This is a genomic window from Undibacterium sp. TC9W (genome assembly GCF_049339865.1).
GTDB lineage: Bacteria > Pseudomonadota > Gammaproteobacteria > Burkholderiales > Burkholderiaceae_D > Undibacterium.
Genome location: NZ_JBMPPJ010000034.1, coordinates 1 through 26085, shown reverse-complemented (window position 1 = coordinate 26085; position 26085 = coordinate 1). Strand labels below are relative to the sequence as shown.

The 26085-nt window shown below is 50.5% G+C and carries 25 protein-coding genes; 15 read left to right on the top strand and 10 right to left on the bottom strand.

The features are described 5' to 3' along the window. Positions 1 to 84: 84 nt before the first annotated feature. Positions 85 to 987 carry a LysR family transcriptional regulator gene (locus ACO0LN_RS28485; protein WP_422979819.1) on the bottom strand — a complete coding sequence of 301 codons (903 nt, stop codon included), beginning with the start codon at positions 985 to 987 and terminating at the stop codon, positions 85 to 87. A gap of 119 nt (positions 988 to 1106) precedes the next feature. On the opposite strand from ACO0LN_RS28485, the gene ACO0LN_RS28480 reads away from it, so the two are divergent. From ACO0LN_RS28480 to ACO0LN_RS28470, 3 genes are all read left to right on the top strand, one after another. Beyond that, on the top strand, positions 1107 to 2063 hold the full coding sequence (locus tag ACO0LN_RS28480; protein WP_422979817.1) for a DMT family transporter: 957 nt from the start codon (positions 1107 to 1109) through the stop codon (positions 2061 to 2063). A gap of 145 nt (positions 2064 to 2208) precedes the next feature. Next, positions 2209 to 2691 carry a cyclic nucleotide-binding domain-containing protein gene (locus ACO0LN_RS28475; protein ID WP_422979815.1) on the top strand — a complete coding sequence of 161 codons (483 nt, stop codon included), beginning with the start codon at positions 2209 to 2211 and terminating at the stop codon, positions 2689 to 2691. Beyond that, positions 2688 to 3803 (top strand): AI-2E family transporter, encoded by a 1116-nt coding sequence (locus ACO0LN_RS28470; RefSeq protein WP_422979813.1) that lies wholly within the window; start codon positions 2688 to 2690, stop codon positions 3801 to 3803. The genes ACO0LN_RS28475 and ACO0LN_RS28470 overlap by 4 nt, the downstream gene beginning before the upstream one ends. Before the next feature lie 40 nt (positions 3804 to 3843). On the opposite strand, the gene ACO0LN_RS28465 is transcribed toward ACO0LN_RS28470, so the two are convergent. Then, positions 3844 to 6270, bottom strand: a complete 2427-nt coding sequence (locus tag ACO0LN_RS28465) for a penicillin acylase family protein (RefSeq protein ID WP_422979811.1) — start codon at positions 6268 to 6270, stop codon at positions 3844 to 3846. A gap of 227 nt (positions 6271 to 6497) precedes the next feature. Here ACO0LN_RS28465 and ACO0LN_RS28460 point away from each other — a divergent pair, with 227 nt between their 5' ends. Next, positions 6498 to 6953 (top strand): MerR family transcriptional regulator, encoded by a 456-nt coding sequence (locus tag ACO0LN_RS28460; protein ID WP_422979809.1) that lies wholly within the window; start codon positions 6498 to 6500, stop codon positions 6951 to 6953. On the opposite strand, the gene prfH is transcribed toward ACO0LN_RS28460, so the two are convergent. Further along, positions 6950 to 7582 carry a peptide chain release factor H gene (gene prfH / locus ACO0LN_RS28455; protein WP_422979807.1) on the bottom strand — a complete coding sequence of 211 codons (633 nt, stop codon included), beginning with the start codon at positions 7580 to 7582 and terminating at the stop codon, positions 6950 to 6952. The genes ACO0LN_RS28460 and prfH overlap by 4 nt on opposite strands. Further along, a complete protein-coding gene (locus tag ACO0LN_RS28450; protein WP_422979805.1) occupies positions 7582 to 8775 on the bottom strand; it encodes an RNA ligase RtcB family protein in 1194 nt (397 codons plus the stop codon). The genes prfH and ACO0LN_RS28450 overlap by 1 nt, the downstream gene beginning before the upstream one ends. 469 nt (positions 8776 to 9244) lie before the next feature. Here ACO0LN_RS28450 and ACO0LN_RS28445 point away from each other — a divergent pair, with 469 nt between their 5' ends. From ACO0LN_RS28445 to ACO0LN_RS28435, 3 genes are all read left to right on the top strand, one after another. Next, positions 9245 to 9445: a hypothetical protein gene (locus ACO0LN_RS28445; RefSeq protein ID WP_162060854.1), complete on the top strand. Its 201-nt coding sequence runs from the start codon at positions 9245 to 9247 to the stop codon at positions 9443 to 9445. 1 nt (position 9446) lies between these two features. After that, positions 9447 to 10214 (top strand): zeta toxin family protein, encoded by a 768-nt coding sequence (locus ACO0LN_RS28440; protein WP_422979803.1) that lies wholly within the window; start codon positions 9447 to 9449, stop codon positions 10212 to 10214. A gap of 233 nt (positions 10215 to 10447) precedes the next feature. Further along, positions 10448 to 11647 (top strand): alpha/beta hydrolase family protein, encoded by a 1200-nt coding sequence (locus tag ACO0LN_RS28435; RefSeq protein WP_422979801.1) that lies wholly within the window; start codon positions 10448 to 10450, stop codon positions 11645 to 11647. A gap of 77 nt (positions 11648 to 11724) precedes the next feature. On the opposite strand, the gene ACO0LN_RS28430 is transcribed toward ACO0LN_RS28435, so the two are convergent. After that, a complete protein-coding gene (locus tag ACO0LN_RS28430; RefSeq protein ID WP_422979799.1) occupies positions 11725 to 12918 on the bottom strand; it encodes a glycerophosphodiester phosphodiesterase in 1194 nt (397 codons plus the stop codon). A 186-nt stretch (positions 12919 to 13104) separates the two neighbouring features. Between ACO0LN_RS28430 and ACO0LN_RS28425 the strand changes: the two genes are divergently transcribed. After that, a complete protein-coding gene (locus tag ACO0LN_RS28425) occupies positions 13105 to 14133 on the top strand; it encodes an endonuclease/exonuclease/phosphatase family protein (RefSeq protein ID WP_422979797.1) in 1029 nt (342 codons plus the stop codon). A gap of 15 nt (positions 14134 to 14148) precedes the next feature. Here the strand turns inward: ACO0LN_RS28425 and ACO0LN_RS28420 are convergent, their stop codons facing one another. Beyond that, a complete protein-coding gene (locus tag ACO0LN_RS28420; RefSeq protein WP_422979795.1) occupies positions 14149 to 14697 on the bottom strand; it encodes a hypothetical protein in 549 nt (182 codons plus the stop codon). Positions 14698 to 14926: 229 nt separating this feature from the next. On the opposite strand from ACO0LN_RS28420, the gene ACO0LN_RS28415 reads away from it, so the two are divergent. Continuing rightward, positions 14927 to 15493 carry a DUF3455 domain-containing protein gene (locus ACO0LN_RS28415; protein WP_422979793.1) on the top strand — a complete coding sequence of 189 codons (567 nt, stop codon included), beginning with the start codon at positions 14927 to 14929 and terminating at the stop codon, positions 15491 to 15493. A 66-nt stretch (positions 15494 to 15559) separates the two neighbouring features. Here ACO0LN_RS28415 and ACO0LN_RS28410 read toward each other — a convergent pair whose 3' ends face one another. Genes ACO0LN_RS28410 through tauA form a run of 3 tightly spaced genes read right to left on the bottom strand, consistent with a single transcriptional unit; the run spans position 15560 to position 18241 of the window. Further along, positions 15560 to 16438: an ABC transporter permease subunit gene (locus tag ACO0LN_RS28410; protein WP_422979791.1), complete on the bottom strand. Its 879-nt coding sequence runs from the start codon at positions 16436 to 16438 to the stop codon at positions 15560 to 15562. A 10-nt stretch (positions 16439 to 16448) separates the two neighbouring features. Continuing rightward, positions 16449 to 17270: a taurine ABC transporter ATP-binding protein gene (locus tag ACO0LN_RS28405; protein ID WP_422979789.1), complete on the bottom strand. Its 822-nt coding sequence runs from the start codon at positions 17268 to 17270 to the stop codon at positions 16449 to 16451. Continuing rightward, positions 17246 to 18241 (bottom strand): taurine ABC transporter substrate-binding protein, encoded by a 996-nt coding sequence (gene tauA, locus ACO0LN_RS28400; RefSeq protein WP_422979787.1) that lies wholly within the window; start codon positions 18239 to 18241, stop codon positions 17246 to 17248. Before tauA ends, ACO0LN_RS28405 begins: the two co-directional genes overlap by 25 nt. 259 nt (positions 18242 to 18500) lie before the next feature. On the opposite strand from tauA, the gene ACO0LN_RS28395 reads away from it, so the two are divergent. Together ACO0LN_RS28395 and ACO0LN_RS28390 are read left to right on the top strand one after the other, a co-directional pair. Beyond that, positions 18501 to 19916, top strand: a complete 1416-nt coding sequence (locus ACO0LN_RS28395; protein WP_422979785.1) for an MATE family efflux transporter — start codon at positions 18501 to 18503, stop codon at positions 19914 to 19916. A 68-nt stretch (positions 19917 to 19984) separates the two neighbouring features. Continuing rightward, the gene (locus tag ACO0LN_RS28390; protein ID WP_422979783.1) at positions 19985 to 20701 is read left to right on the top strand and encodes a glutathione S-transferase; all 717 of its coding nucleotides are present in this window, start codon (positions 19985 to 19987) and stop codon (positions 20699 to 20701) included. A gap of 107 nt (positions 20702 to 20808) precedes the next feature. Here the strand turns inward: ACO0LN_RS28390 and ACO0LN_RS28385 are convergent, their stop codons facing one another. Continuing rightward, positions 20809 to 21213: a hypothetical protein gene (locus tag ACO0LN_RS28385; protein ID WP_422979781.1), complete on the bottom strand. Its 405-nt coding sequence runs from the start codon at positions 21211 to 21213 to the stop codon at positions 20809 to 20811. A 467-nt stretch (positions 21214 to 21680) separates the two neighbouring features. On the opposite strand from ACO0LN_RS28385, the gene ACO0LN_RS28380 reads away from it, so the two are divergent. From ACO0LN_RS28380 to ACO0LN_RS28365, 4 genes are all read left to right on the top strand, one after another. Then, positions 21681 to 23291 carry a PAS domain-containing hybrid sensor histidine kinase/response regulator gene (locus ACO0LN_RS28380; protein WP_422979779.1) on the top strand — a complete coding sequence of 537 codons (1611 nt, stop codon included), beginning with the start codon at positions 21681 to 21683 and terminating at the stop codon, positions 23289 to 23291. A gap of 66 nt (positions 23292 to 23357) precedes the next feature. Beyond that, positions 23358 to 24383: a chemotaxis protein CheB gene (locus ACO0LN_RS28375; RefSeq protein ID WP_422979777.1), complete on the top strand. Its 1026-nt coding sequence runs from the start codon at positions 23358 to 23360 to the stop codon at positions 24381 to 24383. Positions 24384 to 24578: 195 nt separating this feature from the next. Beyond that, positions 24579 to 25196 carry a PAQR family membrane homeostasis protein TrhA gene (gene trhA / locus ACO0LN_RS28370; protein WP_422979775.1) on the top strand — a complete coding sequence of 206 codons (618 nt, stop codon included), beginning with the start codon at positions 24579 to 24581 and terminating at the stop codon, positions 25194 to 25196. 564 nt (positions 25197 to 25760) lie between these two features. After that, positions 25761 to 25976 carry a hypothetical protein gene (locus tag ACO0LN_RS28365; RefSeq protein ID WP_422979773.1) on the top strand — a complete coding sequence of 72 codons (216 nt, stop codon included), beginning with the start codon at positions 25761 to 25763 and terminating at the stop codon, positions 25974 to 25976. Positions 25977 to 26085 lie beyond the last annotated feature (109 nt).

The window sequence follows — 26085 nt, the reverse complement described above, 5'->3', positions numbered from 1 at the left end:
ACGAACAAATCCAGCTTATCTTATGCGTTATTGACCTATGAAGAAAATTAAGATTGCATAGTCGAAATGCGCATTATGTTTAGGTTATGAGGCCGATGAGTTTTGTGTCTGTAGCAGATAATCGATGAAGCCCCTGACTTTCAAGGCCAGATGTTTGCCTGGCGTATATACCGCATAAATATTGCCAGTATAAGGCGCGCAAAATTCCCAATCAGGTAAAACAACTTCCACCTGTTTCGCGGCAACGGCAGCGCGTGCCGTAAAGTCCGGGATCAGGCCTATGCCACCACCAGCCAGGGTGGCAGCGAGTATTGCTGAACTATTGTTGATAGTCAGTCGCGCCGGGATTTGTACATTGCATTGCTGCTTGCCTTTTTGCATGCTCCAGTGATCACCAAAGCTGCCATAGCCCAGATAAATGCAGCGATGAGTCGTCAATTCACCCGGCTCGGTGGGACGGCCAGATAGCTGCAGATAATCTGGAGTCGCCACTAGTACATAGCGCATCTTGCCCAATGGCCGGGCTGCCAGACCGGGTGCCAGTTCGCGCGAAATGCGTATCGCCAGATCGACACCTTCTTCGATGAGGTCCAGGGTATTGTCTATCAGTGTCAAGCGCACAGAAACATCGGGATAGGCATCCAGAAAGGCCGGTAGCAAGGGCGCCAGCCAGACTTCGCCAAGTACCACAGGGGCAGTCACACGTATCACGCCGCTGGGATGCTGGCTGTAAGTGCCTGCCAGCGCATGGGTTTCACGTGCTGCCTGCAAGATACGCCTGCTGCCGGTCAGCACTTCCTGCCCCAGCTCGGTTAGGGAAAATGAGCGCGTGGTTCTTTGCATTAGCCTGCCACCCATATGCGCTTCCAGCCGGGTGATGTGGCGGCTGATGGCCGAGGTATTCACTCCCAGCTGCCGTGCAGCAGCCGAAAAACTGCCGCTTTCCACTACCTGGGCAAAGATCGCCATCTCATTGAGCATTTCCATCATGTATACCCTTTTATTTTTGCCCTATAGGCAATTATCCTTTGTATTTTATGCGTATTGTTGAAGAGTGTCAGCTTGTCGATAATGGACGCTACTTAAATAAGAAGCAGGTGGACAAGATGAACAGCAGCAATTCTGGTAACTCTTGGAGCTATGGCGGCTCCGGCAAGTGGCAAATGGTGGTGGCAATGGGCTTGTCGGGCACAATAGGCCTGTTCGTTCTCGCCAGTGGCCAGCCGGCAATGACGGTGGTTTTATTGCGCTGCCTGATCGGCGGCCTCAGCCTGCTGGCTTTGCTGTACTGGCAGGGCAACTGGCAAAATTTGAATGTCAGGCAAGTGAAATGGTTGCTGCTGGGGGCTGCAGCCCTCATCATCAACTGGCTATGTCTGTTTTCTGCCTACAGGCTCAGCAGTATTTCCATCGCCACGGTGGTCTATCATGTGCAACCCTTCTTTTTACTGATCTTGCTGGCCATGATGCAAAGAGATGGGCAGATCTGGCGCAAGCTGCCTTTCCTGCTGGTGGCTTTTGCTGGGGTGGTGCTTAGTTCTGGTCTGGATATCCGGCAAGACTTCCTGCGCAATGCTGACGGACATGTTAGTCAGGCACTGGCAGGTGCCGGGCTGGCTTTGCTGGCAGCATTGCTGTATGCCTTCGCTACCCTGGCGACCCGTAAGCTGCAAGGCATAGTCCCGGCGCAGATTGCAGGATTACAGTTGCTGACGGGTGCCGTGGTGTTGGCACCGATGGCAGATTTATCAAACTGGAGCTGGCATTGGCAAAGCTGGGGCAGTTTATTGCTGCTGGGCTTTGTCCATACCGGGTTGATGTATAAACTCATGTACGATGCTTTTCAAAAATTGCCAGCAACGAGTATTGCTACCTTGTCCTTTATTTATCCGCTGGTGGCCTTGCTGGTTGATGTGCTGTCTTTTGCAACTATTCTGAGTGCCTGGCAATTGCTGGGCATGTTCATGATCTTGCTGGCTGTATTGGGAAATCAGCGCGACTGGCATCCTGCCATTTTGAAGCATGTCGCGAATGCGGTGTCTGGGCGCGGAAAACAAATGTGAAAGTGTTTTTGCGGGATTTGTGGTGATAATATCTACGCTTTCATTGTGCTACTTGGATACGATGCATGAGATTTTCATGGGCAAGGGCCGTCGGGTACAGCATAATTGCAGATTGCTCTGTTACCAAGAATAAAAAAGGATACACATGACACTCACCTGGATAAGACAACCCCCTAATTCTTATCGCCTGCAACGCTTGTCAGGTATGTCATTGTTCGCCACCCTGAGTCCGCGTGAGCTGAAAATCATTGATGGCATGTTGCACGACAGGCAGTATCTTGCCAATGAAATCATCTTCGATGAGGGTGAGGAAGGGCAGGCCTTGTACATCATCCTGTCCGGCGTAGTCAGTATCAACCGCAGGCGCGAGCATGGTGATGAGTTCATTGCCAATCTGACCGAGGGCAATTTTTTCGGTGACGTAGCCTTGCTGGATAATTCTCCGCGCAGCGCGCAGGCCAAGGCAGCAGAGAATTGCGAGGTCGCGGTATTTTTCCGTGCTGACTTCAGCTCTTTACTGGAAACCAATGCCGTCATTGGCTATAAAATTTCGCTGGAACTGGCCAGGCTGAACAGCCGCCGCCTGCGTGATTCCCTCGATGATGTTTCGCGTAGTGAGGCCTTGTGAACCAGCGTCAATCTGGCCCCATTGTATGGCTATGTGTACTTGCATCGACTTGCGCTCTGCTATTTTTATTGCCCAAGGTCTTGTGGCTGCTGATACCGTTCATGTTTGCGATGATACTGTATTACATCCTCGTACCTGCAGTGGCACGCCTGAGTTTGCTGGGTTTGCCGCGTGAGTTGGCCGCTACCCTGGTTGGCGGTATTTTTTTTATTGCTCTGGCTTTGGCACTGGCCTACATCATTAATAAATTCACTTTGCGTGCCGGATCTTTGCAAGACATGTTCACGCATTATGTCGATGGCGGGATACGTTTCGTGCACAATTCCATGCAGACCATGGAAGAAAATTTTTCCATACTCCGCAAGGCGCATGCGAGCGAATCAGTGAATGCATGGATGGCGAGTAATACCGATAATTTTGCCCAGCAATATGTTGCCAACATCCTGGTTTCCATGGCCGGAGTATTGCCGGCGTTTTTTCTGACCCCTTTCCTGACTTTCTTTTTCTTGCGTGATGGCCGCAAGTTCAAGCAATTTCTGGCACGTGCTGTGCCGAATGCTTTTTTTGAAGAAACCCTGTTTCTCATGCATGAAATTGGCCAGACAGCGCGCCGTTACTTCCAGGGCTTGTTGAAACTGACGGTGATCGATACTCTCATACTGGCGCTTGGTCTGTGGTCTATCGGCATATCAGCACCATTCACGCTGGCGTTGATATCAGCCATTCTCGCATGGGTGCCTTTTGTTGGTTCTGTACTGGGTTGCATCATGGTGGTGCTGGTGGCGGCTACTGACGCACCTGACACTCCCTTGCTGGCGTATGGCGCGATTGCCGTCTTCATCACGGTGCGCCTGCTCGATGATTTCATCTTCATGCCCATGACTCTGGGCCGCAGCTTGCATATGCATCCGCTCATTTCTGTGTTGATGATTTTTGTCGGCGGTGAGCTGGCTGGTATCGCTGGCCTGATGCTGGTGTTGCCTATACTGGGCATTGCCATGGTGGTGGGTGAGACAGTAGGGAGTGTGATTACCAACCCACGTTTGCGGGCACGTCACCGCCATGCCAAAGCCTTGCGTGAGCGACAGGTCAGTTTTGATTTAAAAGACTAAGGGATAAAAAAATGGCAGCGACGAGGCTGCCATTTTTGCTTTAAGGCTTCAGGGTTTGCCTGTGTCTGGCATTGGCTTCTACCTTTGCGGGCGCAAACCACCAGGGGCGACGTTCATCTTTTGCCCACAGTTTGGCCATGTCATTCTGATGCTCCTGGAAATGCCTTTCACTGACACCACCGGCCATGGCCGCTTCTATCTTTTCATTGTCGCCAAAATCCATAATGACTTGCATGGACGCGAAGAAGTTGGATTCGTAGGGTTTCTGGAAATCATAGACACCACGGCTGACAGTTTCGCCACTGCCCGAGCGTTCAACAGTAAAGCCTCCCAGCAATTCCTGTCCTGCGCCATTGCGACGCAAGGGGCTGACAAAGCGCACGGTATGTGATTTGCCCCAGCGCCACTGCGATGTGTCTTTACCTTGCAGGGCTTCGATTTCTGCACGGGCGCGCGGTGCTGCCGCGCTTATCACGTCGGCCAGGGTTTCACGTTTGTCCTTGGTGCGCACGTCGTCAAACCAGATGGAATCCGGCTTGGCCAGCAGGGTATCAAAACGCTGCTGCCAGAAATACCAGGTCGATAACATGTCTTTGGCGACATCGTCACCCAGTTCATCGCTGAACGTGCCTATCACGACTTCCCTGTACAGCGCCTGATAGACCAGCGGTGCAGCAAGGGCAGCATCGTCCCTGCCATCCCAGGTCTTGAGTATGGCAGCCAGGTCTTTGTTTGCGGGATCATTTTCCAGCGCAGTAATAAGGGCAGGGCGCAGGGCATCTGACTGCAGGTTGCGGCTGTCATGCATGAGTTTCCAGTGATCTTCCACCGTCATTTTTTGTGCCGCACCGAGTACCTGTCCTATGCGGGTATAGCGATAATTTGGTGAAACATAATTGGTGTAATACCAGGGGAAATCTTCAGGCCGGGTATCGTGATTGGCGGTGCCCACCCATGCGCGTGCCGGATTAGTCATGCCGGGCATCTTGTCCTTGGGAATAAAACCAGTCCAGTCATCACTACCATCTGCCGGTGGCAGGCGCGGGAAGCCGCCATCAGCACCTGAGCGTATAGGCACCGCGCCAGTAGCGCGGTGAGCGATAGTTCCCTGGTCATCACCAAAGACAAAATTGAACATCATCAAATCTATCTTTTGTACTTGCTTATCAAAGTCAGCGGCATTGGCGGCAGTCAGCATGCCTTCTATGCCGATCTGCGGTGTCAATACTTCTGCATCGGTAGAACGCAAGACCAGTAGCTTGTCACCTTTGGGGCCAAGGCCGGGGTGATCGGTAATTACTGGCCCACGTTTGGTATAGCGTATGACCAGTACTTGATCCCGGTAGCCGCCTGTGGCGCTCTTGTCCTTGATGCGTATGTTTTCAGTGATGACCGTGAATGGCACGCTGCTGCCACCATCCATGTAATAATCCTTATTGGCCGGGTCCAGGCTCTCCACATACAAGTCCTGCACATCGCCATAGGCATTCGTGACACCAAAAGCCACATGTTTATTGCGACCCACCATCATGCCAGGCATGCCGGGTATGGCTGCACCTACCGCCTGTATCTCCGGTGTAAACAAACCTACGGGGTGCCAGGTGCCTGGCAAGATACGGTTATCCAGATGCGGGTCATTTGCCACCATGGCCTTGCCGGATTGCGAGCGCGATGGGCCAACTGCCCAGTTGTTTGAACCCAGGCCCTGATGATTTAAAGTCTCGGGTGCGATATTCAAATCACTCCATGCCAGGTTCAATTGTGCGGATTGTGCTTGCTGGTTTTCTGATTGCTCGATGGATGCTACTGGAGTTGTCTTCCAGTCAGGATTCACAGTCAAGGGGAAAATCTCGCGTGCTTTTTCCATGCCCAGATGATCGATGAGTTTTTGCGCGATGACTTCCGCCTTGAAATTGGTGGAGTGGGTGTAATGGATGTAATGCACCAGCGCCACCAGGTCAGCTACTTTCCAGGCTTGCGGCACCAGGCCGACGGCCTTGAGTTCTACAGGATGTTCATCTGGATAAGACTTGATATAAGCATTGATGCCATCGACATAATGCTGAAAGAAGGCCCGCGATTCAGGGCTGAGTTTTTCTGCATGGCGCTCACCATTGCGACGTATGCCCAGCACGCGCATGCGTATGTCGCTGGGCACGGTCTCGGCACCCAGGATGGCTGACAATTCACCGCGCCAGGTAGCACGGAACAATTCCATCTGCATCAGCCGGTTTTGCGCCGTCACAAAACCTTGCGCGCGTAACAGGTCAGGCGTATTGCTGGCGAAAATATAGGGTATCCCCAGCTCATCACGCAAGACTTTGACGGGGGCAGTCAAACCAGCCAACTGCATTTCACCATCGATTTGCGGGTGACCGGAGCTGCGCAGCTTCAGGTACCCGACCGTTGCACCCAAAACCAGTATTACCGCCAGACCTATGGTCGTGCGTTTCAATATTTTACTCATCTTGTCTCCATCTGGGTCAGGCCCTGGCCTGCCCATTGTTATATTTGTCTGCCTTTTTAAGCAAGGCTCTCATCATTTCGCAAGCCGCTAGCGCAGTCAAGCAATAATCACTTTGCAAGGGCTTTTGCTGCAAAGCGAAATTATTTGATCTTGCATTTGGTCTTGTATCCAGCCTAAAGCCTGGACTACACTCCATAGTCAAGAACGATTTCAGTCTGGAGCAGTCTATGAACATCAGCCAGTTTGCGGGAGTTTGCGAAGTATCGACCGACACCGTGCGCTATTATGAAAAGCAGGGCATCATCAAACCCGCCCCGCGTCAGGGTAATGGCTATCGCAAGTATGGCGATGCCGATGTACAAACCCTGCGCTTTGTCCGTGGTGCGCAGGCATTGGGATTCTCTCTGGCAGAAATACAGGCCATCCTGCCGCGTCTGGCAGAGGGCAAGTTTGGCCGTGCCGATATAGAGCAGCAATTAATGAACAAGATGGCACAGATAGACGCGCACATGCGTCAGTTGAAAACTCTTAAAAAAGAATTGCAGGCGACCTTTGCCTTGCTGACTTGCAAGCCTGAATTGTCAGTCACCACCACACAAAGTACCGCCACCGATAGCGGCAGCGGTGCTGGTGCGGCAATCGCAAAGCAGGCTTTCAAGAAACCTGTCGCAAAAAGGCTTTAAGCTTTTTGTTCCTTGAAATCCATGCCCACAAATATGCGTCTGGCATTTCCCCTTTCTGTATCGTGATGTTGCATGCGTCTTTCTGCCTTGCTGTCGCGCTCTTTGGCGGCATGCAATTCTTCCAGTTTGCTGCTTAGCAGTTGCGCGGCCAGGCGCTTGTTGGCATGCTGGCTGCGTTCAGTCTGTACCTTGACTGAAATGCCGGTCGCGATGTGCGTGGCGCGAATGGCACTGTCAGTCTTGTTGACATGCTGGCCACCCGGGCCGGATGCACGAGTGGCTTCATAACGTATTTCACTCTCCGGCATGGTGCTGCCAGCCTGAAATACTTTGCAACCCAAAAACCAGTTCTTGCGTTTATGACCCAGCCGGTAAGGGCTATTGCAGATCCATAGCAGGCTGCCTTCCCATGCATGTGCCAGATTTTGCAAGGCATCATCATTTTGATCAGCCCTTAATTCCAGCAAAGCTGACCGCAGGCTGCCAGCATATGGGCCATCGACTTGCTCAATGATGCGCGCAGTGACACCTGCTTTTGCCGCTTCTTTATTGAATAGCTGCAAAGCCTTGGCAACGGCCAGGCAACATTCTGCCGGGCCTGTATTCGCGGTGATTTGTAGATACAGCATCAGCAGCACTCCCCACGTGTTTTGTAGGTCAGCAGCGGTTTACTACGGGCGATGACGGTGACCAGATCGGCACCCAGCAAACAGTCGAGTACGCTATCCAGATTTTTGTAGGCTTGCGGTGCCTCTTCATAAATCAGGGCACGGTCAACACAAATCACGCGGCTGCCAAATTCTGTGCGGCTCAATTGATCTGGTGTCGCCAGTTTGAACAACCTGTCCTTGCAATCAGTGCGCTGCCATTTACGGCCTGCACCATGTGCCAGTGAATGCAAACTGGCTGCGCCATTCTCTGCTTTTGGTTGCAGCAAATAACTGTAGTCGCCACGTGAACCCGGCAACATCACCATACCCTGATCACTGGGGCTGGCGCCTTTGCGATGCAACCACAAACTCTTGCCATCCGCTTTTACAGGTGTGACGAGATTGTGATGCACGTCGAGAACCAATTCGCCATGGCAACGCAGGCGGCGCAAGATACGTCCAGCGATCATGGCGCGGTTCAGTGCGGCATATGCCAGCGCGGCATCATGTTTGCGCAGGTAGTCTGTCGCAGCTTTGCTGTCACTTGCTAGACCCGCGTGACTATGCGCATCGACATGCTGACGCAAGATGAATTGCCCCAGACCACGCGAACCGCTGTGCACCAGTAATTGCACGCGCTTCGCATGCAAGTTTGCTGCGTCGTAGCCGGCTGTATCATCGACTCTGTCAGTGATTTGTAATTCGGCAAAATGATTGCCACCACCGATAGTGCCGAGCGAGCGCATTTGCAGTAAATCCAGTCCCGCTGCCAGCAAGCCATCTGCGACGGCCTGTTTTTTTGCAGCCAGATCAGGATCGATGCTGAGCAATTGCTGCCATTCATCTTCATCGACAGGCTCATCAAGATTGCCGATTTGCTTGTCGAGTTTATCCAGCTTGACCTTGTTGATTGCCAGGTCAGTCTGGTACAGGCTCATGCCGCAGCCTATGTCGTTGCCAACCAGGGCAGGGTAGAAATGGTCTTGTGATAAAAATGCGGCACCCACAGGGTAGCCACGGCCCGGGTGTAAATCAGGCAGGCCCACTACACTGACCATATGTGTTAATTGTGCTGTGGTCTTGAGTTGCTGTATCGCGCTGTCTTCAAGCCACAAGCGGTCTGAGGCGATCACAGATACGCGCTCAGACAAATGCTGAATAAAATTGCCCATAGAGGAATTCCAAATAATATTTTTAAGGAATTGGGCGCTGGTATAGACGTATCAAATCACCAGCAGATGCTGACAAGATGAAGACTAAGATGAAATGCTTGCAGATGCGTACGCTGTATTAACAGAACGATGAAATACGCGCGCTGAAATACGCGCACTAAAATACGGATTAATGCAGGCAGTAGAAAACCAGACCCAATGAAGGAGAGAGGTTTGGTCGTAGTCGCATGTTGATCTCCTTTCAGATAGTTGGTTGAGGTGAGGGCTTTATAGTAGCTGATGGATTTTGGTTTTGGCAAGGAATTTTTTACATTCGTATTTTTGCATTTGTATCCTCGCTATGCCTTAAATCCAGCGAAAGCCAGCGCGTAACATATTGCAACTTTATTTATTCTTTCGCTATCAAACGACTAGAATGAAAAAACGGAAATTCTTGAATTATTTATTTATTGCCATGTTAGGAATGAAAATGAATCACACCGACAAAGAAACAAAATTGAGTGATGCTGCCAAACGTGCGCTCGAACTTGATCAGAAATTTGCAGAGCATATCAAAAAACTTAATGAAACCGAATCTGTCAGTTATATCGATGAAGAAGGCTATGTAGTCATGCGTTCCCCAGACGGCGTCATTACCAGAATGCGCGATGTACCGAGTGTGAAATCCTGATATGAGTGACCGTCCTATAGCCTTATTTTATGGCGGCACCAATGGCTCAGGTAAATCGACTTTGAGAGAGATAGACACCAACACTGAGATCAAAAAACATATAGACCCGGATGCAATTGCACGTGTCATCAATCCCAAAGATCCACGTTCTGTTGATGTTGCTGCCGGGAGAGAGGCGATACGCCAGTTCAAAGAAGCAATCGACAATAAAACTTCTTTTTCAATGGAAACTACACTGACTGGTAACGGCATACTCAGACGCATGGAAGAAGCCAAGACTGCTGGATTCGAAACCCAGCTTTTTTATGTAGGGTTGAAAGATGCTGATTTGAATGTTTTACGTGTCGCCAATAGAGTGGCTAAAGGAGGGCATCATATAGATGAGGATGTTATCCGGAGGCGCTATACTGAAAGTCAGGAAAATCTCATCAAGGCTATTGCGATATGTGATCTGACTATGGTTCGTGATAATTCGGAGTTATATCCCGTCACTTATCTTGAAATTCAAAACAATCAAGTCATACGTCTGAACGGAAAAAAAGCTCCCGATTGGATACAAGGCATAGAAAACAAAGCCCTGATAGACATACAGACACGAAAAGAAAATGCACCATTGGCAAAAGAGTTCGAAAATTCCACTGAAATTTCTGACAAACAAACTCAAAAGACCGTAACAGACGTTAATTTGTTGTCAGGCTCTGACGGCCCTTCGAATCGGGTGATCTCCACCGCAAATGCAGCAATTAAAGCGGATAAGCTCAAGCCCTGAATTTAAGACGCTGCCGCGAGCAAAGCTCACTTATACATCAATATGTATCAATGCAGCTTTGTTGTCATCCGATTCTGTTCTTTGCCGTTATAGGCAGGTATGCCTGTATTTATTCCTGTGTTAGCAGTCAGGCAGAAAGCGCCAAGCACCATGGGGCAGATGCTTTTCTTCATGTAATGCACTCTGGCTACCTATACTGCCTGACCACAACCTGAGCAATAAAGGGAAAGAATATGAAATCTGATTTATTAAAACGTGTATTGCCAGGCTATTTAGCCGGTCTGACGGTATGCCTGATTGTCACTGCCTGTGGCGGAGGCTCTGCCTCCAGCCCCGCGACCATTCCTGTTGTTACCACGCCAGATGTGGCTAATCCACCTGGCCCCGGGCATTTCGATACTGCCACCTTTATCAAAACCATCAGCCTTGCTGATGTGACTGCTGCCTTGCCAAAAGAAGTGACAGCAGTCATCAAGCCCTTGTATGCAGTTGATACCTACAAAATCACATACACCACGACGGACACCAGTGGCCGCAGCGTGGTGGCCTCTGGTTTGGCGGCGATCCCGCGTAAGACTGGCAGCCTGGCCAGCCCGGTACTCAGTTACCAGCATGCAACCATCAAAACCAATGCTGAGGCACCGAGCAACCATGCCACTGCAGATGAACCGGCAGTGTTGTTCGCCTCCATGGGTTATCTGGTCAGTGCCACCGATTATGTCGGCTATGGTGTGACCAGGGGGCTGCCACATCCTTATCTGCTGGCGACACCGACTGCTCTTTCAGTGGCTGATTTCATGACGGCCACTGCGCGCTGGCGGCAGACGCAGTCCATTGCTGACAATGGCCAGGTGTTTTTAACCGGTTATTCAGAGGGGGCGTATGCGAGCATGGCAACCCTGCGTTACCTGACACAAAACCGGGCAGGTGCTTTGCCTGTCAATACCTATATCGGTGCCGGGCCTTACGACGTGGTCCTGACGCTGAATGCGATGCTTGATGCGGTACGCAAAGAGAACCCTATCGTCGGCGCGCTTATCAGCCCCGGTTTCTTGAAAAAACTCGGTGCGAATGACAGGGCCAATGTGCGTAATCTATTGTTGTCGTCTGCATTGGGCAACAATAGCGATATCGTATTTGACCCTGCTTTCCTCGACAATTTCCTCAACGATGACGATGCAGCCATCATCGCGCAAAGCAATGTCAATGACTGGACGCCGCAATCACCTATCTCATTTTTCCATGGCCGTGATGACACAACCGTGCCGTATGGGAATACAGATTCCGCCTTCCAGGCCATGACCAGGCGCGGCGCAGGCACTCTGCTGGACCGCATGGATTGCCCGGTCAAACCGGCAGAGCATATCCCCTGTGTACCGGCCTTCCTGATCAATGATATTACCCGCCTGGGGACTCTGGCTAAAGGACTGTAAGCCAGCCATTTATCTGCAAGCTCATGCGTGAAGTGAAGACACTTCACGCATGTAATGCAAAGCGTTGATGAAATAAATCAGCGGCCTGTTTCTTTCAGATAGTCAGCACGTGCGGCCAGTGCTGTGTCGGCAAAATCAGAGAACATGCCATCAATCCCGAGACGGAAGAATTGCAGGTATTCTGCCTTCGGGTCACCATTGTAGTTGGCTGCCAGGCGGCGCCTTTCATTACGGAAAGTGTAAGGATGTACCAGCAGGCCAGCCTTGTGTGCATCGCTGATCAGGCTGGTTGGTGCCAGCGTGGTGGCATCAGTTTCATTGATTTTGCCATCGCCATTCACATCGACCAGTTTGCCATCAGCACCCACGGTACCCTTGACGCTGACGATATAACGCTTCCAAGGGCCTATGCCATCGGCATAAGTCTTGATCTCGGCCAGGCCCGCAGGCGTCACCATGTCGCTGAACAGGCGTTTGTCGCCCGCCAGGGCCCAGTCATAAGGCCGGTCGTAAGGTGCGGCAAAAGTCAGTGCGCCGGTTTTCAGATCAACATCATCTGCATCGATCAATTGCACCAGCTTGACGTTCAAACCTTTCCTGCGCAATTCTTTCAGGCTGCCTGGTTCAAATGACTGCACGAAGATGGGCGCAGTTTTATCATTCCAGCCTGCCTTGGTGATGAGGTCTATCAGCTTGTCTTCCAGCGGCAAACCAAGGGCGCGGTGGTAGCTGGGGTTCTTGGTTTCAGGATAGACTGCAATCGTGCGGCCGGTTTCTTTGCTCTTGGCTTTGACCAGATCGATGATCTCCTGGAAGCTGACTATTTTATACAAGCCATTGTATTGCTGCGGACGCTCAGCATCGGTGGAGATGCCACCCAGAGTCTTGATCTCTGCAAAAGTAAAATCGCTGGCAAACCAGCCGGTTTGGGTTTCACCATCAACGTCTATGGTTTTCTTTCTGGAAGCAAATTCAGGGTGTTTATCGACATCGGTGCTGTAGGCCAGGTTGGGATCATGGCGCGCAATCAGTACACCATCCTTGGTCGAAATCAGATCGGGTTCTATCGCATCTGCACCCAGGTCAATCGCTTTGACGTAGGCTTCATAAGTCTCTTCGGGCAGATAGCCTGATGCGCCGCGATGGGCAACCACCAAAGGTTTGTCGCCATTCAGGGTTGGTAAAGGCTGCAGGCTATTGCCACCGCAGGCGCTGAGCAAGACCAGCAGGGAAGATGCCAATAAATATTCTGGAGTGCGTGTAGGTAGCATGAGCGTCTCTCGGTAAAAAAGAGCGACGATATAAGTTGTGTATGACGATGTAATGACAGAGTTACAATTGTTACACTTGTCTCAAAAATATTTTTTGCCTGGTTTTGCGATGCTATGATGAGCGCCGATATGCGCATTTCTGTTCCTGGTTCCAGTTGAAATAGTCAGGCTTTCAAGGGGTTAATCATGCCTCATGGCAAAGTATCTGCAGAAATTGCAGCAGGTTTATTGGTATTGAAGGACAGCATCAAGGAGGCAGAAATACCTTCTTCCAAGCTGGATGAAACCATCAATATCGCCACCTGGAATATCCGCGAATTTGGCCGGAAATCCCGCATCGAAGCATCAATCCATTACATTGCAGAAATCCTCGGTCAATTTGATCTGATCGCCATTGTTGAATTGCGCAATAATCTCGAAGACCTGGGCAAGGTCATGACTTATCTTGGTGACTCGTGGCGCGTTGTGTATTCAGACTGGTCAGACGACCGCGGTGGCAATGACGAGCGCACCGCTTTTCTATATGACAGAAGGGCTGTGACGCATACCGGTCTCGCCGCCGAAGTAGAGGCGCAAAGGGTAAAGGAAGGTGATGAATGGGTCACCAAAGAATCTTACTGGCGCGCACCATACTTGTGTTCATTCAGAGCCGGTAACTTTGATTTTTTGGCGCTGGCCCTGCATGCCAGATGGGGTGACAGCACCGCCGCACGCCGTGATGAATTACAGCGCTTCAGCAACTGGATCAAGCGCCGCTTCGAGAGTAAATATGTAGAAGACCATGACCTCATCGTGTTTGGCGATTTTAATACGCCGACCATCAAGGATGAGCTATTTGCAGCCCTGGTAGATTGTGGCTTGCAGATACCCAAGCCACTGGTGCAGTTAAAAGCAGGCAAGCGCAACATAGGTGGCTCTAATCTGAAGGGCAATGCGCGTTATGATCAGATACTGCATTTGCCTACCGTGCCTGAGAATTTTACCAATGCAGGCGGGGTGGTCGATTTTTTTGTCGATGAGGCCAATATCGCCAAACTATATCCAGGCAAGAATTACACATTGCAGCAATTCAGCTACCAGATGTCTGACCATTTCCCGGTCTGGATACAGATCAAGACCGATATCGAAGGTTTTCGTCTTAACCAGATCATCCGGGCAAAATCAAAACAAAGTTTTGCGCCTTTACTGAAGACCAGTAAAGGTAATGTTCGCTGACACTAAGCCTGACTATTAGTCCACATCCCATACACCCCACCAGTTTTGCTGCGCATCAGTTGCAGGATATTTTTTTGAGGGCAGATAAGTCGTTTCCTCAAGACTGATATTGACTTCGGCAGGCTGCTTGTCTTGCAAAACCTGATAAGCCGTTTCGCCCTTCAGTTTATCCAGCATTGCTGCCAGGCCGGCGACAGACCAGCAGTAATATGACCAGGTGTCTTCCGCCAGTACGCTGGTCGCAATATCCATGTCAAACTTGTAGCACAGGCGCAGCCGCAAACGCAGGGCCGGTTGTGGCACTGTGCTGGCCTTCTCTGAAGGCAGGCAAAACAGGCGGACGATACCTATCTCAAAGCGCGTACCGCGCCCGCGATTGGTGATGTCGTCATACACCACCATGCCGTCACCTTCAGTAGCAATGACGTCGTAGTCGCGCATATCCTGGTAGTAAGCGCTCATCAGGTTCAAGGCTTGCGGCAGCTTCATGCCCTTGAGCGTCTGTTTATTTGCCCTGAGCAGGGCACGCAAGTCTTTTTCAGATTGCACCGGATTTTTGTTCATGCTGATTTTCTCTTAAAGTTGCGAACCTGATACTGAGGTCTTTACATGTATATATGGTGGGCAATTTTACAGCGAAATAAATTCAGCCTGAGGAAAACTGATCCCGCAAGATAGTTCTGGTGAATGATTGATTTATTTAAAGAATGTTGAATCCATTCATGAGTCTCCTGCGTATCTGAAATATTGGTCATCAAAGACTGATATCCCAACCACCATACAGGAGCCTTAAATGAAAGCCTTTACTCTGACTTCCGCGTCGCGCGCTGCTGGCATTTTCACCGCGCTGGCCAGCGCACTATTGGCAGGCTGCACTTCCATGAGCCCCATGGCAGCCACCTACTCGCAAGACAGCTTGCCAGATGCAGTCAAGGTGCCCGCAGGCAATAAAGTAGCTATGCAGACCGTAGGCGCAGGGCTGATCACCTATGAATGCCGCGCCAAGAAAGACATGGCCGGCCAGTTTGAATGGGCCTTCGTCGGCCCGGACGCCACACTCAGTGATCGTAGCGGCACCAAGGTCGGCAAATACTATGGCCCACCAGCGACATGGGAAAACATGGACGGTTCCAAAGTCACCGCCACCCAGGTAGCAGTTGCACCAGCAGGCGCAGGCAATATTCCATATCAACTGGTCAAAGCCAATCCAGCAACTGGCAGCGGTGCCATGACAGGTGTTACTTACATACAGCGCGTGGCAACCAAAGGTGGTGTCGCACCATCCAGCACTTGCGATGCGGGTAGTGCAGGTAGCAAGCAGACGGTGAATTACCAGGCGGATTATATTTTCTGGAAGTGACCCGAATTGGGCGCGGCTGAGATATCTTCTGAATTGAAGCGCCGCGCCATTTCATTCGCTAAGTACTCAGCTATGCGCTTTCCATGGCACCAGCTTGCGTTCAAGGCGGCGCATGAGCAAATCGAACAGGTAGGCCACGATGCCGATGAGAATGATGCCCATGATCACGAGATCAGTGCGCAAGAAGCTTGACGCGTTCAATACCAACTGCCCCACGCCAGCCGTCGCGGCCACCATTTCAGCCGCGACCAGCGTGGTCCAGCCAAAGCCTATGGCAATCCTCAAGCCGGTCAGAATATCAGGCATCGCCGCCGGCAAGATCACATGCCGTAATAACTGCCATTGGCTTGCGCCCATGGACAGTGCCGCATGCAATTGTTCGGAAGCGACCTTGATGACGCCAGCGCGGGTAGCTACCGCGATAGGTGCAAAACACGCCAGGTAGATCAACAATATCTTGGCTGTTTCATCAATGCCGAACCAGATCACGATCAAGGGCAGGTAGGCTAGTGGTGGTAGCGGTCTATAAAATTCCAGGATGGGATCAAAGATGCCGCGCACGATGCGATTGGTGCCCATCAATAAGCCCAGCGGTACGGCGCTGATAGCCGCTAACAAGAATGCACCAAATACGCGTATCAGGCTCCAGGCCAAATGCTGAATTAAAGGCAGCCCGCCTTGTATATTGCCACTCCAGGCCTGTTGAGCGGCCAGCCATACCGCAGCAGGCGAGGGCAGGAACAAGGGCTCCACCCAGGCCCTTGCAGTGATGAGCCACCAGCCAGACAACAGTACGGCGATGGTGACGATAGTCACGCCCAGGGTCTTGCCACTGCCTGGCCGTGGATATACCTTTGCTACCGGCAATACTGGCTCTGCCTCGCGCTTAATGACTTCTGTATAAGCGTGATCAGGAGTTGCAACTGAAGGGGATGATGGTGGCATGTGGAATGTTTTAAACAGGATGATGCACAAGTTGCAGCAGACGTTCACGCCAGGCGATGAAGTCAGGCGAAGACTTGACTGCACGCGCATCACCCGAAGCCAGATATTCGCCAGAAAACGGTAACTCAAATTGTTGGGCAATGCGGCCAGGGCGCGGCGACATGACGATTACCCGCGTGCCCAGAAAAAGTGCTTCCTCTACACTATGGGTAATGAAAAAAATAGTCTTGCCGCTGCTTTGCCAGACCTTGACCAGCAGTTCTTGTATCGCCTCACGCGTCAGGGCATCAAGCGCACCCATGGGTTCGTCCATCAGCAGCACGCGCGGATTATTGGCCAGCGCACGGGCTATCCCTACACGCTGCTGCATGCCACCAGACAATTGATAGACGGGAGACGCAGCAAATTGCTCCAGCCCGACCAGACGCAACTGATCCAGCGCAAGCGCATTGCGCTGCTCACGCGCAATACCGCGAAAACGTAATCCCAGTGCGACATTGTCCAGCACATTTAACCATGGCATCAGCGCATGCTTTTGAAACACCACACCCACGCCAGGGCTGGGTCCATTGATTGCTACATCGTCCAGCGTGAGCTCACCTTCAGATGCCTGGATGAAACCTGCCAGGCAATTCAGCAAAGTCGTCTTGCCACATCCTGAAGGACCAAGCGCGACGACGAATTCTCCTGGCGCGATAGACAGGTTGACGTCCGACAAGGCCAGTGCTTCGTCAGGCCCGGTACCGTCAAAGCGCACCGACAGCCGCAGTATATCTAGCCGGCCGCCGTTGTGAACCGCAGGTGTGCTTACTGTGCTGCTTTGCGTACCCATGTAGCATTGACTCCTACGCTATAGTCCGGCAAAACAGTCTGGATAGTACCCTGGCTTTTCAGGAAGGCCGCTGTCGCCGCCAGTGATTTGGCCGCACCACCACCCAGCCATTGTGCTGAGGCCTGTTGCTGCAAAGTCGGAAACTCATACAAGGCCAGGCTGGCAGGTACCTCAGCCGCCTCAGCGCCAGCCCACTTGGCTACCGCCTTGATTTGCACTGAGTCTGTTTTCCAGTTCGCCTTGTTGTTGCGGTAATCGGCATCCGTGGCTGCCAACAGCTTCACCAGCTCTGTCAGGAATGCATCATTCTGCTTGGCGAAATCCGTGTTGACCACGATGCCATCAAAGGTTGCAGTGCCAGTCTGTTTGGCGATCTCGCCAGAAGAGATCAGGGTCTTGCCGGTCTTCTTCACTTTGGCCAGTACAGGATCCCAGATGAAGGTTGCATCAATATCGCCACGTTCCCACGCGGCAGCAATTTCTGGCGGGCGCAAGTTGATAATCTTGACGCCGCGCGCATCAACTTTTGCATGCTCCAGTGCCAGCAAGGTATGGAAGTGTGAAGTCGAGACAAATGGCACTGCAATGCGCTTGCCATTCAGATCAGCCAGCGTTTTGACATTGCTGCCATTACGTACCACCAGTGCTTCGGCGTCATTGATATTATCCAGTATCCAGAACAACTGTATGTTCAATCCCTGCGACAAGCCAGAGGCAATCGGTGCCGACCCTGCTTCGCCTATCTGTACTGAACCAGAGGCAAGCGCGCGGATCACATCAGCACCACTCGCCAGCTTGCGAAACGTCACCTTGTACCCGGTCTTTTGTTCCAGGTTGTGCGTTTCCTGCGCATAGCGCCAGGGCACCACCATGTCCTGGTAAGCGATGACTACTTCTTTGGTCTCGGCAATAGCATTCCCCATGAGGAAGACACTGGCGGCGAGGGCGAGAACATGCAGATTCTTTTTCATAGATGTTGATGGGACAAGTGGCAGACGGCCCAGTATATGAGCTGCTTTTGTGCTGTAAAACGAATCTTTCCGACTATGAATATGCAGTGCATGTATTGCGTACTTTGGGTATAAGCCGGTAAGGGGCGTTGAGAGGCCGTTAAAAAGCAAAATGTTCGGTGCCGTACACTCATCTGACTTCTACCGTCGCATAATGCATATCAATGCGCTCTATTTGTCAGTGCAAACTATAGCCACTAAAGCCAATAAAGGACATCGCGTGGAACGCCAAAAGCTTTTTCTGGAAGGCCCTATCACCAAAGCACTCGCGACACTGGCGTTGCCCATTATCCTCGGCAACATTTTGCAGACTGGTTACCAGTTGACAGATGCGTTCTGGGTGGGGCGCCTGGGTGCCGCGGCAGTAGCTGCGATTTCCATCAGCTTTCCTGTTACCTTTCTCGTCATCGCCCTGGGTTCTGGTCTTGCCATGGCAGGGGCGACACTCACTGCACAGTATATGGGTGCAGGCCGGCAAGATATGGTCAACCATGTTGCTGCCCAGACCATGGTCATGGTCGCTATCAGCTCGCTGGTGCTGGGGCTGGTTGGGTATAGCCTGGCACCGCACCTGCTGACACTGTTAGGCGTAGAGCCAGCGGTTCATGACGGCGCGCTGGGTTTCATGCGGGTGTCCTTCATAGGTATTATTTTTGTATTCATTTTTGCGATGTTCCAGGCGCTGATGCGTGGAGTCGGCCAGACCAAAATCCCTTTGTATATCGTCGCCGGAACAGTACTTCTGAACTTCTTGCTTGACCCCTTGTTCATCTATGGATGGCAGATCATTCCTCCATTAGGTGTTATGGGCGCAGCCTATGCAACCCTGGTTACACAGGCCTTGGCAGCCTTGATAGGTATGATCATTTTCTTGCGTGGCAGGCATGGCATACAACTGGATTGGCGCGCTTTAAAACCGGACCCGGCATATATCCGCAGGGCTTTCTTCCTTGGCCTGCCAGCTTCGGTTGAGCTCTCGACCCGTGGTCTGGGTTTGATCGTCATGTCCTTCCTGGTGTCCAGTTTTGGCACTGTCACGATTGCAGCTTACGGTGTCGGCGCAAATATTCTGCAAGTCATCACGATACCTATCATGGGCATCTCGATGGCGATATCCACATTGGTGGGACAAAATATCGGGGCAGGCAATATAGAACGCGCATCGCGCATTACTGTGCTGGGTACCTTGATAGGCTTTGCCGTGCTTAGCGTGGTGGGCGTCATCGCCTATGCGCTTGCGCCCTTGATTGTCAGTTTTTTTATTCCCAATGACGCCGCAGTTATTGCAGAGGCAGCAAGTTTCTTGCGCATCATGTGTCTGGCCTGGGGCGGCATTGGTGTGCAGCTTTGCATCGTGTCAGCTTTCCGTGCATCCGGCAATATGCTCAATGCCATGATCATCGCGCTGGTGTCACAGTGGATGGTACAGTTTCCGCTGGCGTATGTATTATCCAAGCATACGCAACTCCATGCCCAGGGCTTGTGGTGGTCGTTCCCGGTGACGAATATTGTGGTCGCCCTCATCGCCATCTGCTGGTTTGCCAGAGGCAGCTGGAAAACCACCAAACTTACTGAGGATGACAGGCAAACAGCACTCGTCAGTCAAGAGACGATTATCGAGGATGGCATACGGTGACGATTTTTTTATCGCCCGGATGGGCATTTAGAATATGGATTGCAAGTCATTGAAAAAGGGATATCGCCATGAGTATTTCAAAAACTCTTGATTATGAGTTGTACTATTGGTCAGTACCATTTCGTGGTCAATTTGTGCGGGCGATTCTGGCATATGCCGGAAAAACCTGGGTAGAGGCTGACGATGCATCGATCGCGAAGCTCATGAGCGGGCCAACAAAAAACATGCCAGTACCCTTCATGGGGCCACCCCTACTCATCAACAAGAAAACCAGTTTCGCCATCGCCGAAATGCCCGCCATCGTGCTGTATCTTGGCGATACACTAGGTCTCATGCCAGCAAGCCCGGAACTCCGCGCCATGACCATGAAAATAGTCAATGATGCCAATGACGTCATCGATGAAATCACCCTGGATGGTGGGCGGCAGATGTGGACTGAAAAACGCTGGAAGGAGTTCATTCCAAGACTGCAAAAGTGGATGTCGCTATGGGAAGAAATCGGTAAACGCCACGGCCTGCGGGCTGGCAGTGGATTTTTATTGGGCGGCAAGGAGCCGGGCATTGCAGACATCGTGACCGCCACTTTGTGGTCAACTTTAGGTGATCACTTTCCCAAAATAAAAAAGTTGCTTGAAAAGACTGCACCCATGACTGCAAACCTGTCGCAACGCGTCAGTGCGCTACCGCCCTTGGTCAAACTCGCCGCCAAAGCGCGCGAAGATTATGGTGATGACTATTGCGGTGGCAAGATAGGCACATCAATGAAAAAAATCATAGGTACTTAGCCAAATAACAGAGTCCTGCGGTCTTGACGTGAGGTTCCTCTGGCTTGAGCAACTGGTCTTGAATTCAGATGAGACGCAGGATGTGCTGCATAATTGATTTTTGGATGTCAGGATCTGTCTGAATTGATTTCAGATGCTGTATCCACTTCCTGTAAGCGCCCCAGACGTACCAGTCTTGAGTTGATCGACCCTCTTGAGCGCCCAAATTCCCTGGCGATTTCGCTGACCTGTGCTCCCGCATCAAAAGCAGCCAGCAGTTCGGTGTCGTCAATTGCGGTCCAGGGTTTTCCCGCATTTGTCGGCAGTGATTTTTGCTTTTCATTGCTCGCGGATTTTGCCATTGCTACTTCCGTTTCCTGTCTTCCTGCGCCCAGCGCCTGGGCTGCAAGAAACAGGGCACGTATAATCTGGGGTTGATTAAAAATTCCTTCATCTGGCAAAGCGTCGCCGGTTTCCGGGTGTATGCCGAGCGCCAGAGATTCCAGAATGGTTTTTGCTTTTTGAGGAGTCATAAATTTTCGTTTTCGGCAAATGCGAAATCAGCAAAGGTGATATGAAAAGAAGGAAATTGGCAAAATTACTTTTCTGCTGATGCCAAAGCATTGAGCTACAACGATAAGCTACAACAGAGATTGCTGATCCGTAAAGACTGTTGCTGGAATTTTTTATTTGCTGTGTTTCCAATCCCAGATTTTTGTCAGAAAAAGTAAAAGAAAAATCAGATCAATGCGAAAAACCGCTTAACAAAAAAATTTGTTAAGCGGTTTTTCATTTCTTGGAGACTCAAGCAGTAGCTTATGTATGTGACCTCATGCGCCGCTTGCTCGTATAAGGTAATGCAAACATGTACAAGCCAGAAAATAACATCAGAAATAGCGGAGGCAAAGGCGCATATCTGGTCTAGCCAGTTTGGAGTGCGATCTCGGTAATGGGCAGATCGGTGTACCGTACAACCGAGGACAAGATCGATGGAGCCGTAATGACTTTCATTGACATTAGTAGCCGTCGTGAGGCCGAAACCAAAGCCCGCATTGGCGAAGAATGGATGCGCCTCGTGGCCGATAGCACGGATGATTTCGCCATTATTACCACCGATAAGCGTGGCTTCGTTACAGCATGGAACAAAGGGGCTGAACGTAACTTTGGTTATACTGAGGAAGACATGTTGGGTAAAACCCTTGATCTGGTTTACCTGCCAGAAGACCAGGCTTCGGGTGTTCCTGAAGATGAGCGCAACCGCGCTTTTAAGGATGGCCGCGCAGAGGACGAGCGTTGGCAAATACGTAAAGACAATAGTCGCTTCTACTGCACTAGCGTTACTACCGTTCTGCAAAATGGGGACTTTGAAGGCTATGCAAAAATAGCTCGTGACCAGACTTCCCGCATGCAGCACGATAAGCGGCGCGAAGCAGCACTATCAAACGAGCAGGCCACCCGTTCGCATGCTGAAATGACTAACGCAATGAAAGATGAATTTCTTGCCGTGATGTCACATGAGTTGCGCCACCCTCTCAATGTTATTTATATCAATGTTGAACTGCTCTCGCGTCTACCAGCAGTACGGCAATCGCCACCTGCACTACGATCCGCTTCAATCATCCGCGATTCAGTGACGAGCCAGGCAAAAATCATTGAAGACCTGATGGATATGTCGCGTGTTGCAACCGGTAAGTTGACGTTAACAATACAAGACGTAGAACTGGGTGCGCTTGCATTCAAGCTGGTAGAAGTTATGCGGGCTGATCCGGCGGTAGAAAACTTGACTCTGCAATATGTACAACATGACAGGCCTATATTGGTAGCGGCTGATAGGGTTCGTATTGAGCAGGTGGTGCTCAACTTGCTCAGCAACGCAGTGAAATTTACTCCCTCTGGCGGTACTGTTACCGTTACATTGGGTATTGAAGACGATCAGGCGACGCTGGAAGTTAAAGACACGGGAGCAGGTATTTCGGTCGAATCACTGCCACGCGTATTCGACATGTTTGGTCAGGGAACTGCCACGGCCCTGCGAAGTAAAGCGGGTCTTGGCATCGGCTTGGCACTGGTGCAGCAGATAACTGAACTACATGACGGCACGGTTGTCGCTAATTCAAATGGTGTCGGTCAAGGTAGTACGTTTACCTTACGGCTTCCGCTCTCTCATGTAGCAATGGGTCTGACAGGGCATGATTTTGATTCCGCTAAACCTAGAATCACAGGCTGCAGTTTACTGCTAGTGGATGATTCGGAAGACATGTTGTCAATGTTTAAAGAATTGCTTGAGTCAGAAGGAGCAATCGTACAGGTGGCTTCATCGGCAAAGCAAGGACTTGATATTCTAGTAAGTGCTCAATTCGACGTGGTTGTTTCGGATATTTCAATGCCAGACATGGATGGTTTTGAATTTATTCAATCGCTGAGGGCAATGCCTCATTTACTGACATTGCCTGTTATTGCAGCAAGTGGCTTGGGACGAGAACGAAACACGACTGAAGCGCAAAGCGCCGGTTTCTCCGCTTGGCTTACCAAACCCATTTTATTGGAATCGCTTTGCGATACAATTTGCTCGCTGTGTCCATCATTCAAAGGTCCAGGTCGAAATGGATAAAATTTAATTCGTTGTAAGTTCTCTAACGCACAGACTTAATGGACCTTGCCATGCAATTGTGGCCCTATGAAACATACATCACATCCTGCTGTCGATATCGTCGTTATAGGTGCCTCTACTGGCGGTGTAGAAGCATTAAGAGTAGTGGTCGCAGGCTTACCGTTGCGATTTTCAGCCGCTGTAATAGTTGTAATGCATATTGGGACGCATGAAAGTATCTTGCCATCGTTACTGGCCCGTACATGTGTTTTACCAGTTAGACACGCTCAGCATGGTGAACTAGTAGAAGCAGGGCGTGTGCTGGTTGCGCCTCCAGACTTTCATTTAACTTTATTGCGACAGGGAGCAGAGTGTCGGGTGGTACTCGCACGTACAGCCAAGGAAAACTATACGCGCCCCGCGATTGATCCTCTTTTCCGCTCTGCTGCTGCAACGTATGGTCGACGAGCAATCGGCGTTATTCTTACTGGATCCCTGGATGACGGAACCGCGGGCCTAGCAGCAATAAAAGCCTGCGGTGGAAGTGCAATTGTTCAAAATCCTGATGAAGCCCTGGCCCCAGATATGCCGGCTAGCGCTATAGAAAATGTGGCAGTTGATCGCGTACTTAAACTCGAAGAAATTCCACAAGCACTGATACAACTGGTTGCCGAGAATGTCAAAGGTGGTGCGACCTTACCACCGATTGAAGAAGTGCCCCAATGGGTGCAACTGGAAAATAAATTTGCCGTAGAAGGGGTTGAAATGGATGGCCTCAAGCTGCTTGCCAAACCCTCAACTTTTACCTGTCCAGAATGCAATGGAACGCTATGGGAGTTAAATGATCAGCGGCCCCGCCGCTTTCGCTGCCATACCGGGCATGCATATACACAGCGTAGCCTGATAAAATTTCAAAATGAAATGGTGGAGAATTCGGTATGGTTTGCGATGCGTTCTCTTCAGGAGAAACACATGCTGCTTTCTTCAATGGCAAAGGATGCTCTACTAAAGAATCTTGATGCGGTCGCTGCTAAATATGATACCGCCGCTATCAAAGCACAGCAAAATGCAGAAACATTACGCACGCTGATAGGTCAGTTGCCCGATGAATGAAATTTTGCTCTTTATTCAGCCTCAGGTCGGTTACGGTTGTTATATGGCGTGCTGAAATGTAAACGCTTTTTTGACGAATAGCGTTGTTGAGTAATTATGCGTCGCTCCTTAAAAATTCATCTCCTGGGCAAAAAAACCGTAAACACAATGGCCGGGCTGCAGCTTTTAATAGTGGAAAATTTGTAGGTGATATACATGTATTATGGAGAGCGCTTCAACAGCATTACCCACGCGGTTGGTGCTGCGCTAGCAGTAGTGGGCGGTGTATCGCTGATTACGATAGCAGCTCGTAGTGGTGACTATTGGAAGATTGTTAGTTTCAGCATCTACGCTGCCACGCTATTTGCTCTTTATTTTACATCTGCGCTGTATCATAGCTCTCAAGGGCCAGCCAAAGACCTATTGCGTCGTCTCGACCATTGCGCGATTTACTTGTTAATTGCTGGCACCTATACTCCATTCACACTGGTCAGCCTAAGGGGGACTGGGGGATGGTCGCTGTTCGGCGTGGTGTGGGGGCTTGCCGTTGCTGGCGTCCTGCAAGAATTATGGTACGCCAAAGGAGCGCGGCTAATGTCGTTGCTAATATATGTAGTGATGGGTTGGGTTGGCGTGATTGCTGCTAAGCCGCTCATCAATGCGCTCACGATCGACGGCTTCTGGTGCTTGGCAGCAGGTGGTGCGCTCTACACCGGCGGCATCGCGTTTTATGCCACAGATCACAAATGGCGTCACGGACACGGAGTTTGGCACCTGTTCGTGCTCGGCGGAAGCATGTGCCATTTTGGCGCCGTTTTGCTGTACGTGACCTAGTAAAGAGTTCAGCAAAGTCTTCTGTCAGGCGGGCTATTTGAATTCGTCCTAGTCTATCGATTGGATCAACTGCCGCTATGTAGCACATGGGTTTCCACGCATAGACACAACGCGCCATTCCAGGGTGGCGTATTTACTTTGCATTACGGTCCATGAAAGCAGATTTGCTAAATTTGAGATAGATTGAAATCGAGACATCTGGAAAGTCATTCATTTATAGCAGCTCGCCTGCAAAAATTGTGCCATTCTCATTAACGTAGGCACCTAAATAGGGACCCTTCATCTTCCAATGACTCGTCGCAGGCTGGTAGTCGTCTTAGAGAAGTACCCGATTACATATGCATCAGGAAAGCTATAGCTATCTATCTCAAAATAGTAATAAATATAAAAAAATCAAACTCTCGACATTTGATTTAATGAGCCTATACTTAATTAAAAGAATAATAATATATCTACTTAGCCTTTTAATAGGCATGTCCTTTTCGACATGTTCATCCGATTCATTTCCTGTGTTTCTACTTGTTTTTGAAAGCGATGAATAGGGATAGCTGAAGGGACATTTTCATGTCTAAAGCTTTTGTTAAAAAAGAGATTTTGGATTTTCTCGCAAAAGATAAAACAGAACAGGGTCAAGCACTTAACTTGAACGCCTTATTTCATACCCACATCATTTTCTGGAATCCTGGTCAGCAAGCCTATGTTGAACCGGCAATCACTGAATTAAGTAAAGAAAATATTTTAAGACCGCAAGGAGAAAAATACCCCCCGATGTCAGAATAGTTGTCGCGTCATCCGATAAATAGAAATCATATCGGGGGCGGGAAAAAGAGATCAAGTGAAAAAGTATTCAGAGGAACGGAAAGAGGCGATCCTGAAGAGGATGATGCCG

Bases quoted from the DNA above. Each gene is read 5' to 3' on its own strand.
- ACO0LN_RS28485 (WP_422979819.1), bottom strand. From the start codon at position 987: ATGGAAATGCTCAATGAGATGGCGATCTTTGCCCAGGTAGTGGAAAGC.
- ACO0LN_RS28480 (WP_422979817.1), top strand. From the start codon at position 1,107: ATGAACAGCAGCAATTCTGGTAACTCTTGGAGCTATGGCGGCTCCGGC.
- ACO0LN_RS28475 (WP_422979815.1), top strand. From the start codon at position 2,209: ATGACACTCACCTGGATAAGACAACCCCCTAATTCTTATCGCCTGCAA.
- ACO0LN_RS28465 (WP_422979811.1), bottom strand. From the start codon at position 6,270: ATGAGTAAAATATTGAAACGCACGACCATAGGTCTGGCGGTAATACTG.
- ACO0LN_RS28460 (WP_422979809.1), top strand. From the start codon at position 6,498: ATGAACATCAGCCAGTTTGCGGGAGTTTGCGAAGTATCGACCGACACC.
- prfH (WP_422979807.1), bottom strand. From the start codon at position 7,582: ATGCTGTATCTACAAATCACCGCGAATACAGGCCCGGCAGAATGTTGC.
- ACO0LN_RS28450 (WP_422979805.1), bottom strand. From the start codon at position 8,775: ATGGGCAATTTTATTCAGCATTTGTCTGAGCGCGTATCTGTGATCGCC.
- ACO0LN_RS28445 (WP_162060854.1), top strand. From the start codon at position 9,245: ATGAATCACACCGACAAAGAAACAAAATTGAGTGATGCTGCCAAACGT.
- ACO0LN_RS28440 (WP_422979803.1), top strand. From the start codon at position 9,447: ATGAGTGACCGTCCTATAGCCTTATTTTATGGCGGCACCAATGGCTCA.
- ACO0LN_RS28435 (WP_422979801.1), top strand. From the start codon at position 10,448: ATGAAATCTGATTTATTAAAACGTGTATTGCCAGGCTATTTAGCCGGT.
- ACO0LN_RS28430 (WP_422979799.1), bottom strand. From the start codon at position 12,918: ATGCTACCTACACGCACTCCAGAATATTTATTGGCATCTTCCCTGCTG.
- ACO0LN_RS28425 (WP_422979797.1), top strand. From the start codon at position 13,105: ATGCCTCATGGCAAAGTATCTGCAGAAATTGCAGCAGGTTTATTGGTA.
- ACO0LN_RS28420 (WP_422979795.1), bottom strand. From the start codon at position 14,697: ATGAACAAAAATCCGGTGCAATCTGAAAAAGACTTGCGTGCCCTGCTC.
- ACO0LN_RS28415 (WP_422979793.1), top strand. From the start codon at position 14,927: ATGAAAGCCTTTACTCTGACTTCCGCGTCGCGCGCTGCTGGCATTTTC.
- ACO0LN_RS28410 (WP_422979791.1), bottom strand. From the start codon at position 16,438: ATGCCACCATCATCCCCTTCAGTTGCAACTCCTGATCACGCTTATACA.
- ACO0LN_RS28405 (WP_422979789.1), bottom strand. From the start codon at position 17,270: ATGGGTACGCAAAGCAGCACAGTAAGCACACCTGCGGTTCACAACGGC.
- tauA (WP_422979787.1), bottom strand. From the start codon at position 18,241: ATGAAAAAGAATCTGCATGTTCTCGCCCTCGCCGCCAGTGTCTTCCTC.
- ACO0LN_RS28390 (WP_422979783.1), top strand. From the start codon at position 19,985: ATGAGTATTTCAAAAACTCTTGATTATGAGTTGTACTATTGGTCAGTA.
- ACO0LN_RS28385 (WP_422979781.1), bottom strand. From the start codon at position 21,213: ATGACTCCTCAAAAAGCAAAAACCATTCTGGAATCTCTGGCGCTCGGC.
- ACO0LN_RS28380 (WP_422979779.1), top strand. From the start codon at position 21,681: ATGACTTTCATTGACATTAGTAGCCGTCGTGAGGCCGAAACCAAAGCC.
- ACO0LN_RS28375 (WP_422979777.1), top strand. From the start codon at position 23,358: ATGAAACATACATCACATCCTGCTGTCGATATCGTCGTTATAGGTGCC.
- trhA (WP_422979775.1), top strand. From the start codon at position 24,579: ATGTATTATGGAGAGCGCTTCAACAGCATTACCCACGCGGTTGGTGCT.
- ACO0LN_RS28365 (WP_422979773.1), top strand. From the start codon at position 25,761: ATGTCTAAAGCTTTTGTTAAAAAAGAGATTTTGGATTTTCTCGCAAAA.